Annotated in this window: 15 protein-coding genes and 2 pseudogenes; 9 read left to right on the forward strand and 8 right to left on the reverse strand. The window is 69.4% G+C overall.

Annotation, left to right across the window (positions count from 1 at the left end; translation table 11 throughout):
* Positions 1 to 251 precede the first annotated feature (251 nt).
* A pseudogene (locus JM664_RS11830) lies at positions 252 to 1,316 on the reverse strand (IS3 family transposase); the annotation flags it as partial.
* 131 nt (positions 1,317 to 1,447) lie between these two features.
* Here JM664_RS11830 and JM664_RS11835 point away from each other — a divergent pair.
* Positions 1,448 to 2,282 (forward strand): annotated as a pseudogene (locus JM664_RS11835) (transposase); the annotation flags it as partial.
* 119 nt (positions 2,283 to 2,401) lie between these two features.
* Here the strand turns inward: JM664_RS11835 and JM664_RS11840 are convergent.
* From JM664_RS11840 to hpnC, 6 genes are all read right to left on the reverse strand, one after another.
* The gene (locus JM664_RS11840) at positions 2,402 to 2,551 is read right to left on the reverse strand and encodes a hypothetical protein (protein WP_227420137.1); all 150 of its coding nucleotides are present in this window, start codon (positions 2,549 to 2,551) and stop codon (positions 2,402 to 2,404) included.
* Between the two features lie 112 nt (positions 2,552 to 2,663).
* Positions 2,664 to 4,889 carry a xanthine dehydrogenase family protein molybdopterin-binding subunit gene (locus tag JM664_RS11845; protein WP_227420138.1) on the reverse strand — a complete coding sequence of 742 codons (2,226 nt, stop codon included), beginning with the start codon at positions 4,887 to 4,889 and terminating at the stop codon, positions 2,664 to 2,666.
* Complete coding sequence (locus JM664_RS11850) at positions 4,886 to 5,341, reverse strand: (2Fe-2S)-binding protein (protein ID WP_227420139.1); 456 nt, start codon at positions 5,339 to 5,341, stop codon at positions 4,886 to 4,888. The genes JM664_RS11845 and JM664_RS11850 overlap by 4 nt, the downstream gene beginning before the upstream one ends.
* Positions 5,342 to 5,353: 12 nt before the next feature.
* A complete protein-coding gene (hpnE, locus tag JM664_RS11855; protein WP_227420140.1) occupies positions 5,354 to 6,649 on the reverse strand; it encodes a hydroxysqualene dehydroxylase HpnE in 1,296 nt (431 codons plus the stop codon).
* Entirely contained in the window at positions 6,646 to 7,542 is an 897-nt protein-coding gene (locus JM664_RS11860) for a squalene/phytoene synthase family protein (protein ID WP_227420141.1), read from the reverse strand. The genes hpnE and JM664_RS11860 overlap by 4 nt, the downstream gene beginning before the upstream one ends.
* Positions 7,539 to 8,396: a squalene synthase HpnC gene (hpnC, locus tag JM664_RS11865; protein ID WP_227420142.1), complete on the reverse strand. Its 858-nt coding sequence runs from the start codon at positions 8,394 to 8,396 to the stop codon at positions 7,539 to 7,541. Before hpnC ends, JM664_RS11860 begins: the two co-directional genes overlap by 4 nt.
* A gap of 150 nt (positions 8,397 to 8,546) precedes the next feature.
* On the opposite strand from hpnC, the gene JM664_RS11870 reads away from it, so the two are divergent.
* The 7 genes from JM664_RS11870 to JM664_RS11900 all read left to right on the forward strand — a co-directional run bounded on the left by JM664_RS11870 (position 8,547) and on the right by JM664_RS11900 (position 15,647).
* A complete protein-coding gene (locus tag JM664_RS11870; RefSeq protein ID WP_227420143.1) occupies positions 8,547 to 8,978 on the forward strand; it encodes a DUF2141 domain-containing protein in 432 nt (143 codons plus the stop codon).
* 95 nt (positions 8,979 to 9,073) lie between these two features.
* Positions 9,074 to 10,645 (forward strand): phytoene desaturase family protein, encoded by a 1,572-nt coding sequence (locus JM664_RS11875; protein WP_227420144.1) that lies wholly within the window; start codon positions 9,074 to 9,076, stop codon positions 10,643 to 10,645.
* A complete protein-coding gene (locus JM664_RS11880; protein ID WP_319637529.1) occupies positions 10,642 to 12,177 on the forward strand; it encodes a phytoene desaturase family protein in 1,536 nt (511 codons plus the stop codon). The genes JM664_RS11875 and JM664_RS11880 overlap by 4 nt, the downstream gene beginning before the upstream one ends.
* Positions 12,174 to 12,956: a lysophospholipid acyltransferase family protein gene (locus JM664_RS11885; RefSeq protein ID WP_227420145.1), complete on the forward strand. Its 783-nt coding sequence runs from the start codon at positions 12,174 to 12,176 to the stop codon at positions 12,954 to 12,956. The genes JM664_RS11880 and JM664_RS11885 overlap by 4 nt, the downstream gene beginning before the upstream one ends.
* Positions 12,956 to 14,077 carry a glycosyltransferase gene (locus tag JM664_RS11890; RefSeq protein WP_227420146.1) on the forward strand — a complete coding sequence of 374 codons (1,122 nt, stop codon included), beginning with the start codon at positions 12,956 to 12,958 and terminating at the stop codon, positions 14,075 to 14,077. The genes JM664_RS11885 and JM664_RS11890 overlap by 1 nt, the downstream gene beginning before the upstream one ends.
* Positions 14,008 to 15,168, forward strand: a complete 1,161-nt coding sequence (locus JM664_RS11895; RefSeq protein ID WP_227420147.1) for a sulfotransferase family protein — start codon at positions 14,008 to 14,010, stop codon at positions 15,166 to 15,168. Before JM664_RS11890 ends, JM664_RS11895 begins: the two co-directional genes overlap by 70 nt.
* 152 nt (positions 15,169 to 15,320) lie before the next feature.
* The gene (locus JM664_RS11900; RefSeq protein WP_227420148.1) at positions 15,321 to 15,647 is read left to right on the forward strand and encodes a hypothetical protein; all 327 of its coding nucleotides are present in this window, start codon (positions 15,321 to 15,323) and stop codon (positions 15,645 to 15,647) included.
* Between the two features lie 42 nt (positions 15,648 to 15,689).
* Here JM664_RS11900 and radC read toward each other — a convergent pair whose 3' ends face one another.
* The gene (gene radC, locus JM664_RS11905; protein WP_227420149.1) at positions 15,690 to 16,508 is read right to left on the reverse strand and encodes a RadC family protein; all 819 of its coding nucleotides are present in this window, start codon (positions 16,506 to 16,508) and stop codon (positions 15,690 to 15,692) included.
* 115 nt (positions 16,509 to 16,623) lie between these two features.
* On the opposite strand from radC, the gene JM664_RS11910 reads away from it, so the two are divergent.
* The gene (locus JM664_RS11910) at positions 16,624 to 17,190 is read left to right on the forward strand and encodes a hemerythrin domain-containing protein (protein ID WP_227420150.1); all 567 of its coding nucleotides are present in this window, start codon (positions 16,624 to 16,626) and stop codon (positions 17,188 to 17,190) included.
* The last annotated feature ends 118 nt before the right edge of the window (positions 17,191 to 17,308 follow it).

Raw genomic sequence — 17,308 nt, forward strand, 5'->3', positions numbered from 1 at the left:
CATGAGCACGTGCTCAGGCATATGCCTAAGCCTCCATGGCTATGCCTGGGGGTCCGGTCGAAACGGGGGCCAGTTCAGAGCTCGATCGCCAGTTCCCCATCCTCTGGAAGCAATCGGATCTCCGTAAGCGTCCGGCCCTGTGGTCTGCCCACCTGCGGTCCTTTGATCATTCTGAGTCTTTGGATTTCATAGCCTGTTCGTTGTGTCGTCGGTAGCGGCCGATCGGCGGAGACTACCATTGATCGGAGCGGGTCGGCCGCGGCGCGATTGCGCGCCGCGGCCGGGGTCGATCCGCCATGGGCGGAGTGCGGCCTGGCGGTGTTGAAGTCGCGCCGCCATTTCTCGATCACCGCGCGTGCCTCGACCATCGAGCCGAAGACCTCCTCGTTCAGACATTCATCCCGGAAGCGGGCGTTGAATCACTCGACGAACCCGTTCTGCTGCGGCTTGCCAAGTGCGATGTAGTGCCAGTTGACGCCGGTGCGGTTCGTCCAATCGAGCACGGCGCGCGAGGTGAGCTCGCTCCCGTCTTCGGAGACGATCATCAGCGGCGCGCCACGCCAGGCGGTCAGTGCCTCGAGCTGGTGGACCACGCGGGCGCCGGGTATCAAGCTGTCGACAACGAGTGCCAACGCCTCGCGGGTGAGATCGTCCACTACCGCCAGCACTCGGAAGCGACGGCCGCAGGACAGCACGTCCGACACGAAATCCAGCGACCAGAGTGGTTCGGCCCCTGCGGGATCGTCATTGGCGCTCGGGTGCCGGTCGCGCGCTTGCGGCCGCGTCGTCGCCGGACCGACAGCCCCTCCTCGGTGCAGAGCCGGAACAGCTTCTTCCTGTTCATCACGATCCCTTCCCGTTCGAGGAGACTGCCGAGCCGCCGGTAGCCGAACCGTCGCCGCTCACCGGAGCCCGCAGACGCGCCCGTATCTCTGGGCTGTCCGGCACCTGATTGCGCCGGATCGACCTCGGCCAGCGCGCAGGCCAGCCGCTGCGAGAGGCCGTGCTCCTGCATCACACGGAGAGCGACCTCGCGCCGCTCGGCGGGCCGCCTCAGTTTTTTCCAAGGACGTCCTTCAGCGCGGCAACGTCGAGCATGGCTTTCGCCAGCAGCTTCTTCAGCCGCCGGCTCTCGTCCTCGAGGCCCTTGAGCTTCGCCGCGTCAGAGGTACCCATGCCGCGATTAGTTCGCCTTCCACCGGTAGAAGGTCTACTCGCTGACGCTGTGCCGGCGGCACACCTCCGCCGTCGTCGCGCCGTCGGCGTATACGCCGACCCTGCTCGCGCAGCACCGCGATGATCTGCTGCTCGCGCATCGTCCGTCCTCCGTTGACGGACTCTCATAGCAACCGCGGGACCCACCGGGGGCAGACCACAGCAGTTCATCCTTCATGGTCTACCCCCGTTTCGACCAAACATTCAGGCATAGCCATGGAGGCTTGGGCATATGCCTGAGCACATGCTCATGTCTGAGATCGAGATCATCACCGATGGCGACCGTCGGCGGCGCTGGTCGGCGTCCGAGAACCTGCGGATCGTGGAAGGTGAGGAGGACCGTGGCGCCAGTGGCGCCGCGTAGGCCGACGAACATGAATGAGCGGGAGAGCATCTCGGTCGTCGCGCGGCGCAATGGTGTGGCGCCGAACCTCCTCGATTGTTGGCGCAGGCTGATGCTGGAAGGAGGGAGCATGGCGGTGACCGGCGACGACGAGGTGACCAGGTCGAGCCTGCGAGACGGGCCGTCCGGCAGATGGAGTACCGCATCCGCGAACTGGAGCGGCAGCTCGGGCGCAAGACGCTCGAAGTGGAGATCCTCAAACAGGCGCTGGAGAAGTCACAGGCAAGAAAACCGACGTTGCTTGCGCAGTCGCAGCTGAAGGGCGGTTCCCGATGAAGGCCGCCGCCGAGACGCTCGGGGGGTCACGCTCGAACCTGCACGACCGGCTGAGCGGGAGAGCCAAGCCGCGTCGGCGCTACCACAAGGCGCAAGACGGTGATGGCCGAGAGGCCCGAACGGGTTGCCGTTGATCACGACGCTGGTGGCGTTGCGACCGACCTACGGCTACCGACGGACGTGCGCGACATGATGCTCGAGGCGGTCGAGAAGCGGTTCTGCGAAAACCGCACATCCACCCGGTCGAGTTGCTCAGCGACAACGGCTCGCCCTACACCGCCCGCGACACACGCATCTTCACCAGCCAGCTCGACGTAACGCCCTGCTTCACGCCGGAGAAGAGCCCCGAGAGCAACGCCATGAAGCCTTCGTGAACACGCTGAAGCGTCGCGAGCGCATCTTCGTTCCTGAGCGCGGGTTGTTCTCGATGTGACTTCAACCTTTCCGCCGACGAGGTCGAAGTCAGCTCGAACGTCCGGCAGTAGCATGACGCGCACGTATCTCGCTTCACGTGTTCACGAAGGGCGAGCCATCGTCCGGCAAATATCCGAGGAGAATGGCGAGCAACATGCTGTTCCTTTCCGGGCTCTTCTCCGGCGTGAAGCAGGGCGTTACGTCGAGCTGGCTGGCGAAGAATGCGCGTAGCGCCGGCGTCACCGGGCGAAACCGTTGTCACTGAGCATATCGACCGAGTGCGTGGCACAATTTCCGCCGAAGAGTTGCCCACCGCCTCGAGCATCTTGCCTGCGAACCGCGGCCTCAAAATCAATCAGGCGAAGGCAAGTTCGCGGACAAGGGGCAGCTGCCGGATCCTCCGACCGGTCAACGCGAAAACTGCGTTGGCCAATGCGGGCGCGACCGGCGGCGTGCCCGGTTCGCCCACGCCGCCGGGGCTCTCGCCACTCTCGAGAATGCGCGTCTCGATCGCCGGGCACTGATCCATCCGGAGCACTTCGCAGTCGTGAAAGTTCGACTGCTCCACCCGGCCGCCGGCGAAGGTGATCTGGCCCATGATGGTGGCGGAAAGGCCGTAGATGATGCCGGACTGGATCTGCGCCTCGATGTTGCGCGGGTCGAGCGCGATGCCAACATCTATCGCGCACCAGATCCGCTCGACGCGCAGGCCGCGGTCGGTCTGTCGCACCTGCACCACCTGCGCGGTGGGCGAGCCGTAGCTGAAGCAGAAGGCAACGCCGCGCGCCACGCCATCGGGCAGCGGCGTTCCCCACCCCGACATCTCGGCCACTGTCCGCAGCACGCGCGCCGATGCGGCGTGCTCATCCCGCATGAGGCCGAGGCGCATTGCCACCGGGTCCTGCCCGCCCGCATGCGCAAGTTCGTCGAGGAAGCACTCGGTGAAGAACGTGTTGTGCGAGTGGCCGACCGAGCGCCAGAAGCCGATCGGCACCGCCACGTTGGCGACATGCCCCTGCACGCGGAATGCGGGAATCGCATAGGGCTGGTCGAAGCAGCCCTCCACCAGGAACTTGTCCGGGCCCGGCGGCGCCATCCCCGCCTGCCGCACGATCTGCGTCGCCGCGATCGACGGCGCCGCGATGTCCGCCTTCAGCGCCTCCGGCCCGCGGGGGCCGGGCAGGCCGACCAACCGTGCGATGGCGCCGGGACGGTACCAGTCGTGCCGCACGTCCTCCTCGCGCCTCCAGGTCATCTTGATCGGCGTGCCGGGCATCGCCACCGCGATCCGCGCGGCCTGATCAGTGAAGTCGAACTCCGCCCGCCGGCCGAAGCCGCCGCCGAGGTAGGTGGTGACGATCTCAACCGCCTCGGGCGCAAGGCCGGCAACCTCCGCCGCGCTCTCGCGCGTGCGCGTCGGAGACTGCGTTCCTGCCCAGAGTATCAGCCGACTGTCGCTGTAGAGCGCGCTCGCCGTCATCGGCTCCATCGTCGTGTGCGCGAGGTAGGGCGCCCGGTACTCCGCCCGCAGCGCCCGCGGGTCCGCCAGCGCCGCGTCCACGTCGCCGTCGTCGCGCAGGGCCATTTGCGTCGGCGCGTCGAATGCCGCGGCGATGCCGGCGAAGATCGCGTCGGTGTCGGACGGATAGGGCGCGTCAGCCCAATCCACCTCCACCCGCTCGGCGGCCTGCATCGCGGCCCATGTCGTCCGGGCCACCACCGCGATTCCGTTGCCGATGTCGAGCACGCGCACCACGTCTGGCATCCGCTCGGCCTCGGCGGCATCGAAGCGCAACATCGGTGCGCCGAGATGCGGGTTCGTCCGCACCGTCGCGAAGAGCGCGCCATCGAGCCGCACGTCCGTCGCGAACTCCGCCTGGCCCGTCACCTTGTCCGCCATGTCCAGCCGCGGCAGCGAGCGGCCGAGCAGCCGCCACGCCGCCCGCGGCTTGAGCGGCGGGTCGCGCGGCGCCTCCAATGCGGCCGCTGCCTCCGCCAGATCCGGATAGCTCAGCCGCGCCCCGTCCGGCGCCAGCACCGCGCCTGCCTCGGTCCGCAGTCGCGCTGCAGGAAGATCCCAACGCCGCGCCGCCGCCTCGACCAGCATGACGCGTGCCGCCGCACCTGCCCGGCGCATCCGCTCGAACGCATCTGCGGTCGAGGTCGAGCCGCCGGTCAGCTGCATCGCCATCAGCCGCGCGCCCAGCTCCATCGCCCCCTCCGCCAGTTCCTGAACCCAGCTCTCGCGGTAGTCGGCGAACGGCAGGCCCAGCGCGATGATCCGGCTGTTGGCGTAGGCGAGCGAGGCGGGACCGTGGACCGCCCGCACCTCGCTCCAGTCGAGGTCCATCTCCTCGGCGACGAGCGCGGCGAGCGTCGTCTGCACCCCCTGCCCCATCTCCGCCCGCGGCGCGATCACCGTCACCCCCTCCCGCGTCACGAGCACGTAGGGGTTGAGAGCGGCCTCGCCCTCATCCGGCTCCACCGGGTTCGGCAGTGGCGCGGTCAGGACGCGGTAGCCGACGGCGAGGCCACCTGCGACCGCCGCCGAGCCGAGCAGAAAGCCGCGCCGTCCGATCATGCGTCGCGCAGCCGGGCCGCGGCCGCGTGGATGGCGGCGCGGATGCGCGGATATGTACCACAGCGGCAGAGGTTCCCCGACATGGCCTCGTCGATGTCATCGTCCGTCGGATCGGGTGTCCGGCGCAGCAGCGCGCTCGCCGCCATGATCTGTCCCGGCTGGCAATAGCCGCACTGCGCCACCTGCTCGCCGATCCAGACCTCCTGCAGCGGCGTCAGGACGCCGTTGCCCAGCCCCTCGATGGTGGTCACCTCGCCCGTCACCTCGCCCACGGCGACGCCGCAGGCGGGTACCGCCTCGCCGTCGAGATGCACGGTGCAGGCGCCGCAGGCGGCGATGCCGCAACCGAACTTGGTCCCGGTCAGGCCCAGCACGTCGCGCAGGACCCAGAGGAGCGGCGTCTGCGGATCGACCTCCACCTGGTGCTCGGTGCCATTTACGACGATCTTCATGCAGACTCCGGATCAGGCACGGGCCGGGCGTGGCGCGGTCGGCCGGCGAAACGGCCGCCGCCAGCCGGAGCGCAGCACCGCGCGCGCTGCGCTGTCGCCGGACCGCACTGCGCCCTCGATCGTGGCGGGCAAGCCGGTCCGCACGTGGTCGCCCGCCAGAAGCAAGTTGCGGAACCCGCTCCGCATCGGCAGCCGCCGCGCCACGCCGGCAGGCGACTGGTCGAAGGTTGCGCGCTTCTCGATGAGCAGACGCGAGGCCGTCGGCGCCTCGACCCCGAGGTCCAGCGCCGCGCGCACCTCGGACCAGATCAACGCCAGCGCCTCGTTCCGCGGCATCGCCATCAGCGGCGAGGCGTCCGCCGCGGACACGGTCACAGAGAGGACTTCGCCGCGCCGGAAGATCCAGTGCGCATGCGTGCCGAGGACGCCCAGCATCGGCGGCGCAGTTTCGGCCGTGCCTTCCGGCAGGCGGAAGTGGGCGTTCAGGATGGCGCAGCGCTCCTCCGGCGGACGCAGCCCCGGAAGCACCCCGGCGAGCCGCGACGGCGACAGTGCAAGGATGACCCGATCGGAGGGCTGCAACGATATCGCGCCGTCGGAGAAGATCAGCGCCTCAGCTCGTCCCGCATCGCCCCGGATGGAAAGGAGGCGGCGCCCGAGACCGATCTCGGCACCCCGGCGACCAAGGTATGCGACCGCCGGCTCGATCAGCGCAGCTCCCAGCCCCCGCGGCGCGAGCATCGGCCGTGCATACCGGCCGCCGCGCCCGAAGGTCCGCACCAGCGCCGCGAAGAGCAGCCGCGCCGAAGCCCGCTCGGGCGGCGCATTCAACACGGCCAGCGTCAGCGGAACCCAGAAGCGCTCCCATGCCGCATCACGACCGCGGATCGCCTGCGCCACCGTGGCGCCCGGCCTCGCTGCCAGCCGCAGCGCCGCGCCGAAGTCGCCGGCAAGGGTTCCCGGCGGGCGCCGCGCCGGGTCCAGGAACCACAGCGGCCCCTTCCCCACCGAAACCGTCCAGCGCGCGCGACTCGCGAGGTCCACGAACGGAAATGTCGGCTCCGTCGCCACCAGCGCGTCCGAGGCCCCGATCCGGCGCAGGTAGTCAAGTACCGCCCGGTTGCCGCTCAGCACCAGGTGGTTGCCATTATCGATCGTGCAGCCGAGCGTCCCGTCGAAGAAGCTGCGGCAGCGGCCACCCGCCGCCGGTGCCGCTTCGTGGAGAACGACCGACCGGCCGGCCTCCGCCAGCCGGACCGCGGCGGCGAGCCCGGCTAGGCCCGCGCCGACGACGTGGGTGACGCTCACGCGCCCGCCCCGCGCAGGGCGCAGCGCAGGCCCAGCCACACCTTGCGCCGCTGCGAGAGGCGGGGCGGCGGGCCGACCCACCCCGCCGCGCGCATGTCGTCCAGCATCCGTCCGTAAGGCCCCATCATCAGGAGCGCCGGCGCGAGCCGCAGCCGGGAGTGCGACGTGATCTCCACCCGCGCCTGCCCGAACCGCTCCGCCGCCACGCGCCCGATGGCCTCGCGCACCCGGGGCAGCGCAGGATGGCCAACTGCGGACTGCGGCGCCAGCGGCACGCCCTCGCGACGCAGGAGGTCGCGCGGCAGGTAGAGCCGCCCGCGCGCCGCATCCTCCTCCACATCGCGCAGGATGTTGACGAGCTGCAGCCCCTCGGCCAGCGCAAGCGCGAAGCGCGAGGACGTCTCCCCGCGCCAGGCGCCGAAGATCCGCATCGAGAGCAGCCCGACCGAGCCGGCCACGCAGCGGACATAGCGCGCCAGCACCTCGCGCTCGGGCGCCACGAGAGCGCCCTCGACATCCATCCGCATCCCCTCGAGGATGTGGCCCAGCTCGTCCACCGGCAGGTCGTAGCGCGTCACGGGCGCAAGGAGCGCGCGACCTACGGCAGTGCGCGGCGCGCCGGCGGCGATGCGCGCGACCTCGTCCTCCCATGCGTCGAGGCGGGTGTGCTTGACGGGATCGGGTGCATCTCCGTCGGCGACGTCGTCGACAAGTCTGCAGAAAGCATAGACCGCGAAGATGGCCTGGCGCCGCGGGCGCGGGAGGATCCGCATGCCCGCGGCGAACGATGACCCCGAGGCGGCGACGATCTCGCGCACGTGCCGGTCTGCTTCGCGGCGGCACGCTTCCGAGAGTTCCGCCCCGAGGTCGAGGTCCCGCGCCGCGTAGGTCAACGCGCCACCTCCCGCGCGACCACCGGCGCGCCGAAGCTCCACCGAAGGGCAGCCACTCCGCCCATAACCGCTCCCGCGGCGAAGTCCGTCGCGGACAGAGCGACGCGACGGGCGAGCGGGTCACCGCGCCTAAGCTGCGCCGAGAGCCGCCGGGCGAGGAAGAGGATCGTCGCCACTTCGCCGGCCAGCCGCGGCGAGACGAGGCACGCCGGCAAACCGGCCGCACGTTCGATCAGCCGGTCGCAGCGGTCCAGCGTGCGGTCGATCACGCGCCGCAGCGCCGGCGAGGCGCTCTGCGCCAGCAGGTCGTCCGGCGCCACCCCCTCCTCGCGCATCCAGTCGCCCGGCAGGTATATGCGCCCGAGGTCGCGGAAGTCCGGCTTCAGGTCCTGGAGATGGTTGAGGATCTGTAACGCCGCGCAGAGCGCGTCCGACCGCGCCCAGACGTCCCGCGCCTCGTCGTGAAGATCGAGCAGGAAGCGCCCGACCGGGTGCGCCGAATGCGCGCAATAGTCAGCGAGGTCCGCCCAGTCCGCACAACGGATGCCGCGTGCGTCGCGTCGGAATGCCACCAGGAGGTCGCGGGGATGGCGATCGTCGAGCCCCACGCGCGCCAGCATCAGCGACAGTTTCGCCGCCGGACCTGCACCCTCGCCACCGTCAAGAGCGGCCTCGAACGCATCGAGACGTTGCAGCTTCTCCTCGGAATCGGAAGCGGGATCGTCGGCCACGTCGTCGGCCGCGCGGGCGAAGGCGTAGAAAGCCGCGACCGTCGGCCTCAGCCGTGCCGCAATCAATCGCGAGGCGACCGGAAAGTTTTCGTCCCGCGCTGTCTTGCTGCGGCTGGACCCCATCGATCCCTCATCTTCTGCCTCGGTGCGGCCCTTCGCCTCGGCTCGCATCTCGATCTAGCTTGCGCTTCGGCCAATCAACGGCATCGTCGGTACTCTGTCCATTGTCGCATGGCATACGTACCGACGCGAGGTCTGGATCAGGAGGACCGCATGCACATACGAATATGGCTGCTGCAGTTCGTCACCGCGGCAGCGCTGATGTCGGCGCACGGAACCGCGGCGGCAGACCTCACCATCGAGGTCACCGGCGTCCGCAGCTACGACGGGGCAGTGTTGGTGGCCGTCTGCGCCGTGGAGCGATTCCTGACCCTCGACTGCGAAAGCCGCGCCGCGGTCGCCGCGCGCGCCGGCACCACCAGCCTTACGCTTCGCGACATCCGCCCCGGCGACTATGCCGTGCAGGCGATCCACGACGAGAACGGCAACGGCACGCTCGACCGCGGCCTGCTCGGCAGGCCACGCGAGGGCATGGGCTTCAGTCGCGATGCGCCGATGCGCATGGGCCCGCCGAGCTTTGCCGACGCCGTCGTCCGCATTCCCGAGCACGGCGGCCAGGTCCGATTTTCGATCCGTTACTTCTGACGCCGCGTATCAGGCATGGGATGGATGATGTTGACCCGCACGAAGCGCGAGCCACCCTCCGTCCCAGCTAGGCGGCAGGGAAGCGGCGAGGACAAATGAACGAGGTTCCGTGGAAACTTGAGGCGCGGCAGGCCGCCGAGATAGGGCGCAGACGCGTCGTGGTCGCCGGCGCAGGACCCGGAGGTCTCGCCTCGGCAATGCTGCTGGCGAGCGCGGGGGCGGAGGTCACGGTGCTGGAGCGGCTGGACCGCGTCGGCGGAAGGACGTCGTCGATCACGCAGGACGGCTTCACATTCGACGTCGGTCCGACGTTCTACCTCTACCCTGAGGTTCTGGCGGAGATCTTCGAGGCCTGCGGGCGGCGGCTGGAGGACGAGGTGGACCTGGTGCGCCTCGACCCCATGTACCGCCTCCGGTTCGAAGATGGCGTCACCTTCGAGGCCACGCCAGACGTCGCGCGCCTGCAGGAGCAGGTCGCGCGCATTTCTCCCGAGGACGCAGCCAACATCCCTGCTTACCTGGCCGAGAACCGCGCCAAGTTCGACGCCTTCAGCCCGATCCTCAAGCGGCCGTTCCTCGGTCCGCGCGCGCTGATGCAGGCCGACATGCTCAAGGCTCTGCCGCTTTTCCGCCCCTGGCTCACCGTCGACGGCGACCTCAAGCGGTGGTTCAAGCATCCCGACGTGCGGCTCGCCTTCTCGTTCCAGTCGAAGTACCTCGGCATGTCGCCCTTCAAGTGTCCGAGCCTCTTCACCATCGTGGCGCATGTCGAGTACGGGCACGGCGTGTTCCACCCGCGCGGAGGCTGCAACGCGATCCCGCAGGCGATGGCGCGAGTCGCGCGTCAGATGGGTGTCGACATCCGGCTGAACGAGCCGATCGAGGAGCTTCTCTTCGACGGCCGCCGCGCCGTCGGCGCCCGCACGTCGCAGGGCAGCTACGACGCCGACGCGGTCGTGGTGAACGCGGACTTCGCCAGCGCGATGACCCGGCTGGTGCCCGACCGGCTGCGCCGTCGCTGGACCGATGCGAAGATCGCGAAGAAGAAGTACTCCTGCTCCACCTTCATGCTCTACCTCGGGGTCGAGGGGCGCTTCGACCACCTGCACCACCACACGATCTTCCTCTCCAAGGACTACCTGAAGAACATCAAGGAGATCGACGCGGGCCAGGCGCCGGAGGATCCCACGATCTACGTCCAGAACGCGAGCGTGACCGATGCGACGCTGGCGCCCGACGGCCACTCGGCGCTCTACGTCCTCGTGCCGGTCGGCAACCTCCATGGCGACGTCGACTGGGAAGCGATCAAGCAGGACTATCGCGCGAAGGTGCTGCGGCGGCTCGAGAAAATGGGCATCCACGACATCGAGCGCCGGATCCGCACCAAGAAGATGGTCACGCCGCAGGACTGGGAGCACGACATGGCGATCTATCGCGGGGCGACGTTCAACCTTGCTCACAATCTCGGGCAGATGCTGCACTGGCGCCCGCAGAACCGGTTCGAGGATCTCGACGGCGTCTACCTCACCGGCGGCGGCACTCATCCGGGCAGCGGCCTTCCGACGATCTTCGAAAGCGCCAAGATCGCCTCGAAGCTGGTCGCGGAGGACCTGAGCCTGGCGGCCGAGAACGTGCCCGAACCGAATCTGGCAGAGGTTGCGGGATGAGCGGCGTCGGCATCATCGGCGGCGGCCTCGGCGGCCTCGCCGCGGCGGTGACGCTGGCCGCGCGCGGGCACAAGGTCACGCTCCTGGAAAAGAACGACTGGCTCGGCGGCAAGGCGGCGGTGCTGGAGGAAGGCGGCTATCGTTTCGACATGGGGCCGACGATCCTGACTGTGCCGCGCGTGCTGGAGCGCATCTTCGGCGAGGCAGGAAGGCGGTTGCAGGACGAGTTGGACCTCGTCCGCCTCGACCCGCAGTGGCGCTGCTTCTTCGAGGACGGCAACGTGCTCGACCTGCGCGAGGATCCCGAGACCATGCGCGGCGAACTCGACGCCTTCGCGCCGGGCAGCGGCGAGGGCTACGCGCAGTTCCTCAAGGTGGCCGAGCGGCTCAGCGAAATTTCCGACCGCTTCTTCTTCTGGAAGTCGATCGAGGACCTGCGCGACACGATGAACGGGTCGATGTCGCTCGCGACGCTGCGCGACGTCATGGCGCTCAGGATGCACCGCTCGGTCGCTGGTCAGGTGCGCGCGAGCGTCCGCGACGAGCGCGTGGCGCAGATGCTCGAGCACTTCATCCAGTATGTCGGCTCGTCACCCGCCGCCTCGCCCGCGGTGCTCTGCGGGATCGCCCACATGCAGGTCGGCGAAGGCGTCTGGTATCCGATGGGCGGGACGCGCGCGGTGCCGGAGGCGCTGGCGCGCGTGGCAGGCGCGCTGGGCGTCACCGTCCGCACCGGCGTCGACGTCGCCCGCGTCACGGTCGAAGGCGGCCGCGCCACCGGCGTCGAGACGGCCTCGGGCGAGCGGCTGAGCTTCGACCACGTCGTCTCGAATATGGACAGCGTTCGAACCTACCGCGAGCTCGTCGGCGGCGCACCTTGGGAGCAGTTCCGCAAGGGCCGCAAGCGCGAGGCGGCATGCTCGGGCGTTGTTCTCTATCTCGGCCTCGACCGGGCCTACAAGCACTTGGCGCACCACAACTTCGTCTTCTCCCGCGACCCGGAGGAGGAGTTCGACGCGATCTACGAGCGCGCCGAGCCCGCGCCGGACCCCACCGCCTACCTCGCCGCCCCTGCCCGCACCGAGCCCGGCGTCGCGCCGGAGGGGGGCGAGGCGCTCTACGTCTTGGTCCACACGCCCTATCTGCGCGACCACCACGATTGGTCCAAGATGCTGCCCGCCTACCGGCAGACCATCCTCGACAAGCTGAAGCGCACCGGCGGGATGGACGACATTGAAGAGCGCATTCGGGTCGAACGCGTGCTGACGCCGCAGGACATCCACGAGCGCTACAAGGTGCTCGACGGCGCGATCTACGGTCTCGCGAGCCACGGCCGCGTTCTCGGAGCGTTCAAGCCGGGGAACCGCAGCCGGCAGGTGCCGGGCCTCTACCTCGCCGGCGGCTCGGCCCACCCCGGACCGGGAATGCCGATGGCGCTGATGTCGGGCTGGATCGCGGCGGACACGCTGGACCGCGACGCGGGCGGCGCGCCTGCCGCCGCGGACACGCCTCGACAGGACGCCGTGGCTTGAGCGATCTCGGCCGGCCCCTGGCGGACCCGGTCGGAATGCGCTCGCCTGCGATGGTCCGGTTCTTCGCCGGCGTGATGCGGCGGCAAATGGCACGTGCGTTCCGCGCGGTGCGGATCAGCCAGCCGGAGCCGGATCTGCCGGAGGACCGGCCGCTCCTGATCTACTGCAACCACCCGTCTTGGTGGGATCCGGCGCTGCTGATCGTGCTGGCGTCGGAGCTGTTCCCCCGGCGCGAGGCTTACGGACCGATGGAGGCCGCGGCGATCGAGCGCTACCGCTTCATGAAGCGGATCGGCATCTTCGGCATCGAGCCCGACAGCCCGCGCGGCGCGGCCGCGTTCCTGCGCGAGGGTGCGGCGATACTTGCCGATTCAAAACGGATGCTGTGCGTCACGGCGCAGGGGCGCTTCGCCGACCCCCGCGTCCGCCCGGTGGCCATCCGGCGCGGGGTATCGCGCCTGATGAGGCGCGTGCCCGAGGCGCTGGCGGTCCCGCTGGCGCTGGAATACCCTTTCTGGACCGAGAAGCGGCCGGAAGCGCTGGCGCGTTTCGGCCAGCCGCTCGCCGCCAGCAAGGCCGACCACGAGACGATGGAGCAGGCGCTGACGCAGACGATGGACCGGCTGGCGGAGGATGCGATGGCCGCCGACCCGGCCGGCTTCCGCCGGCTGGTGCAGGGGCGCAGCGGCGTGGGTGGTGTCTACGATCTCTGGCGCCGCGGGCGGGCGGTGCTCCGCGGCGAGCGCTTCCACGCCGCGCACCAGTCGGAGGAGCGCTGATGCTGGAGACGCTCGCCACCGCGGCCCTCGCTCTCGCTGCGTTTTATGCGTTCGTGACGCTGGTCAACCTGCCGTTCTTTCGCGCCCCGCCCCGGCCGAAAACGGGCCGCGCGCCCGCCGTCTCGCTGCTGATCCCGGCGCGCGACGAGATCGCCAACATTGACGCCGCCATCGCCGGTGCGCTGGCGAGCGAGGAGGTCGAGCTGGAGGTCGTGGTGCTCGATGACGGCTCGACCGACGGGACCGGCGATCGCGTCCGCGCCTGGCAAGGACGCGACCCGCGCGTCCGCCTGATCGGCGGCGGAGATCTGCCGCGCGGCTGGAACGGCAAGCAGCACGCCTGCTGGCAGCTGTCGCGCGCAGCCCGCCACGACCTGATGGTGTTCATCGACGCGGACGTCCGGCTGGGGCCGCAGGCCTTGGCGCGACTAGCGGCGGCACTGGACGGCGACCTCGACCTTGCAAGCGGCTTTCCGCAGGAATTGACTGACAGCCTCGCCGAGACGCTCGTCATCCCGCAGATCCACGTCCTGCTGATCGGCTACCTGCCGCTGCCCTTCGCGCGCATCTTTCGCGGCCCGGGCTTCGCCGCCGGCTGCGGCCAGGTGATGGCCGTGCGGCGGGCCGCCTATCGGGCCCTCGGCGGTCATGCGGCGATCCGCGCGAGCCGGCATGACGGCCTCGCCCTGCCCCGCAGCTTCCGCACAGCAGGCTTCCGCACCGAATTCTTCGACATGACGCGCCTCGCCTCCTGCCGCATGTATGCAGGTGCCGAGCAGGTCTGGCGCGGTTTCGCCAAGAACGCGACCGAGGGAATGGCCAAGCCGGTTGCCCTGCCCGTCTGGACCGTGCTTCTGGGCGGCGGTCACGTCCTGCCGTTCCTACTCCTGCCGCTCACGCTCGCGGCGGGCGACGGCGGCGCGGCGCGCCTTTCGGCCGCGGCGATCGTGCTGGTCTGGGCGGCCCGGGGGCTGTTGGCGATCAGGACGCGGCAGAAGGCGCTAGGCGTGCTGCTGCACCCTGTGGGCATCTGCCTCGTCCTCATGATCCAGTGGCACGCCCTGATCTCGGCGTGGCGTGGTCGGCCTGCGCAATGGCGCGGGCGCAGCTACGACGTCTGATGCCGCGGGTCGCCTGGCACCGCGTATTCCACCCGCTCTGCGGCGCGGATCCCCTGACGCTGGTGCGGCTTTTGGCGCGATGGGGTCCGCCGTCCCGGCGTGGCGCTCTGCCGTTCGCCATCGCCGCCGCGGCCAGTCTCGGGCGGCTGCCGCTGACCCTGGCTGAAAGCGCGCTGGGCGCAGTGGCGTCGGGGCCGGTGCAGGCGCCGATCTTCATCATCGGCTATCCGCGCAGCGGCACCACGCACCTGCACAACCTCGTCGCCGCCTCGGGCCGCTTCACCACGGTGCCGCCCGTGCTCGCCGCGCTGCCGTGGGAGGGGCGGGTGACGGCGCCACTCATCCGCCGCTTCATCGACCCGTACCTGCCGGCCACTCGGATTATCGACGCCGTCCGGCTCGAGCCCGACTCGCCTACCGAGGACGAGGTCGCGCTGGCAAATCTGGGGCCGCTCTCCTATTTCCACGCGATCTATTTCCCGCGTGATTTCCGGCGGGCCTACCAGCAGGGCCTGCTGCTCGATGACACGCGGCCTAGCGAGGTCGCCGCGCGCGGGCGGGCGCTCCGCCGCTTCGTCGCCACCATGTCGTGGCGCAAGCCGCGGCCGCTCCTGCTCAAGAACCCGGCCTATACCGCGCAGGTGGACTGGCTGCTGCGGCTCTTTCCCGAGGCGCGCATCATCCACATTCACCGCGACCCGCGCGACGTCTTCGCCTCGAACCGGCGGACGCTGCGCACCGTTCTCGGCGAGCTCGCCCTGCAGCGTGTACCGGAGGACGAGATCGAGGCGACCATCCTCGAGACCTACCCGCGCGTGATGGAGCGCCTGATGGGCGAGACGCGGGACCTGCCGGCGGCCCGCTTCGCCGACGTCGCCTTCGACGCCCTCGTCGCCGACCCGCTGAGCGAATTGCGCCGGATCTGGCAGCGCCTCGCCCTGCCCGACGAAGTGGAGTCGCTCGACCTCATAAAGCGCTATCTCGGATCAGTCGCCGACTATCGCCAAAGCCGCAATTCCCTGCCTCCGGCAGAAGCTGCCGCCATCGAGCACCGCTGGGCGCCCTATCTGGACCGTTTCGGCCCGGCCTGATCTTCTCTACGCATGAGCGCCGCCGTGACTATTCCGGCCGCAAAGCCACGTGATCGCGCAGCTGGACCGGCAGCCACGAGAACGTGGAACCAACCGCTGCGACGCGCCTTGGATACGAAGGATCGAAGGCGCGACCGAAAGGACGATGACCCATGTATCGAAGACCCCGGAACATCACGCGAGGCCAGACCCAACTGGCGGCCGTCGCACTGGCGGCAATCGCGCTCACGGCCCTCGGCGTTGCGTGGCAGTCAAGGGAGCGGCGGCGCAAGGCGCTGCTCTGGCGGCCATTCTACCGCTCGGCGCACCACGACATGCCGGCTTACTCGGCGCGCGCCGAGGCCTCGGTCGGCGAGAGCGGCCGATCCGTCCGGCCCGCTGGATCGGAATCGATGCGCGACCCGCCACGGCAGTGGGACGCGGCCGACGAGCAGAGCGACGAGTCCTTTCCGGCGAGCGATCCGCCGGCGACCTACTGAGCACGTGAGCGCCGTCCCACTTGGCGAAGCGACCGGACGCCGCTAGAGCAGCCCCTGCTCTCGGAACGAGAGCTCGCGTCCCTTCCCGATCACGACATGGTCGTGCACCCGGACGCCGATGGCCTCGCAGGCGACGAGGATCCTGTCGGTCATCGAGATGTCCTGGTTGCTCGGCGTAGGATCGCCAGTCGGATGGTTGTGGACCAAGATGATGGCGGCGGCGTTCAGCTCCAGCGCCCTTTTGGCTACCTCGCGCGGATAGACCGGCACATGGTCGATGGTGCCCTGTGCCTGCTCCTCGTCCGCGATCAGGATGTTTTTTGTATCGAGGAAGAGGATGCGGAACTGCTCGGTCGTCCGGTGTGCCATCACGGTCCGGCAGTAGTCGATCAGATTTTCCCAGGACGAGATCACTGAGCGCTCGATCACCTTCGACCGCGCCATCCGGTGCGCGAAGGCCTCGGCGATTCGCAGTTGAAGGTAGACCTTGTCGGTGACGCCGGACACCTGCATCAGCCGGTGCTGCGATGCGGCGATCACGCCATTGAGATCCCCGAAGGTCGCCAGCAGCTGCTTGGCGAGCGGCTTCACGTCGATGCGCGGGATCGCGTTGAAGAGCAGCAGCTCGAGCAGCTCGTAATCCGGCATTGCGGCATGACCGCCGGCGATGAAGCGCTGGCGGAGCCGCTCCCGGTGGCCCCAGTAGTGCGGCCGGGTCGCGCCGTCGACGCCGCCTTGGCCCGGTCGTTCGCCCGGCGTCAGGGCCCGCGTCACCACCGACGAGGGCACGCGCCGTTCAAGTTCCTCGAGCCCCCGCAGCGCGTCCTCGGAAAAGCCGAACTCGTCGCGTGCCATGTCCATCCGATGCCTCCGAAGCGGAGGTATCGTACGGTGTGGTTAACGAGACGTTACTGGCTCTCTTGCATCCGCCCACGCGCCGCTTGGCAGTTGGGCGACCTGGCACTACCTGCGTCACATGATCGATCTTGCCCTCGAGACCCGCGAACGACTGCCCGACGCCCTGCGGGAGCTGGCGGAGAACTACCCGCGCGAGGCGTGGGAGAGCCACGACAACTTCGGCGGTCTCGTCGCCTTCTGGCTCGAGCGGCACATGATGTTCCGCAAGCTCCTGAGCATGATGTCCGGCGACGTGGAGGCGGCGCTCGACGGCGACAGGGACGCGCATCGCTTCACCCAGCGGTTGGGCCGGTATGGCTCGATGTTCGTGGGCGAGCTGCACGGCCACCACACGATCGAGGACACCCATTATTTCCCGGTGCTCTCTGCCCGCGAGCCAGCTATCTCGCGCGGCTTCGAGCTTCTTGAGACGGACCACGAAGCGCTGGACGGATATCTCGACGCTTTCGTCAGGCGCGCGAACGGCGTGATCGCGGTGCGCGACCGGCCAGACTTCCGCGACGCGGCAGGTGCGTTCAGAGAGGAACTCGTGCGGCTGGAGCGGCTGCTCGATCGGCACCTCGTCGACGAGGAGGAGCTGGTCGTCCCGGTGATCCTACGCCACGGCGAGCGTGCTTTGGGCTAGGACGCGAACAGGCCGGCGTTCAGGCTTTTGTAAGGCACATGGGGCAGAGGTTCCGCCGCGGCGATGCCGCGAGCGAACGAACGATGCGTTCGTGCCGACACATCGCCTGATGACCAGA

Source organism: Roseitranquillus sediminis, from assembly GCF_016918935.1.
Classification (GTDB): domain Bacteria; phylum Pseudomonadota; class Alphaproteobacteria; order Rhodobacterales; family Rhodobacteraceae; genus Roseitranquillus; species Roseitranquillus sediminis.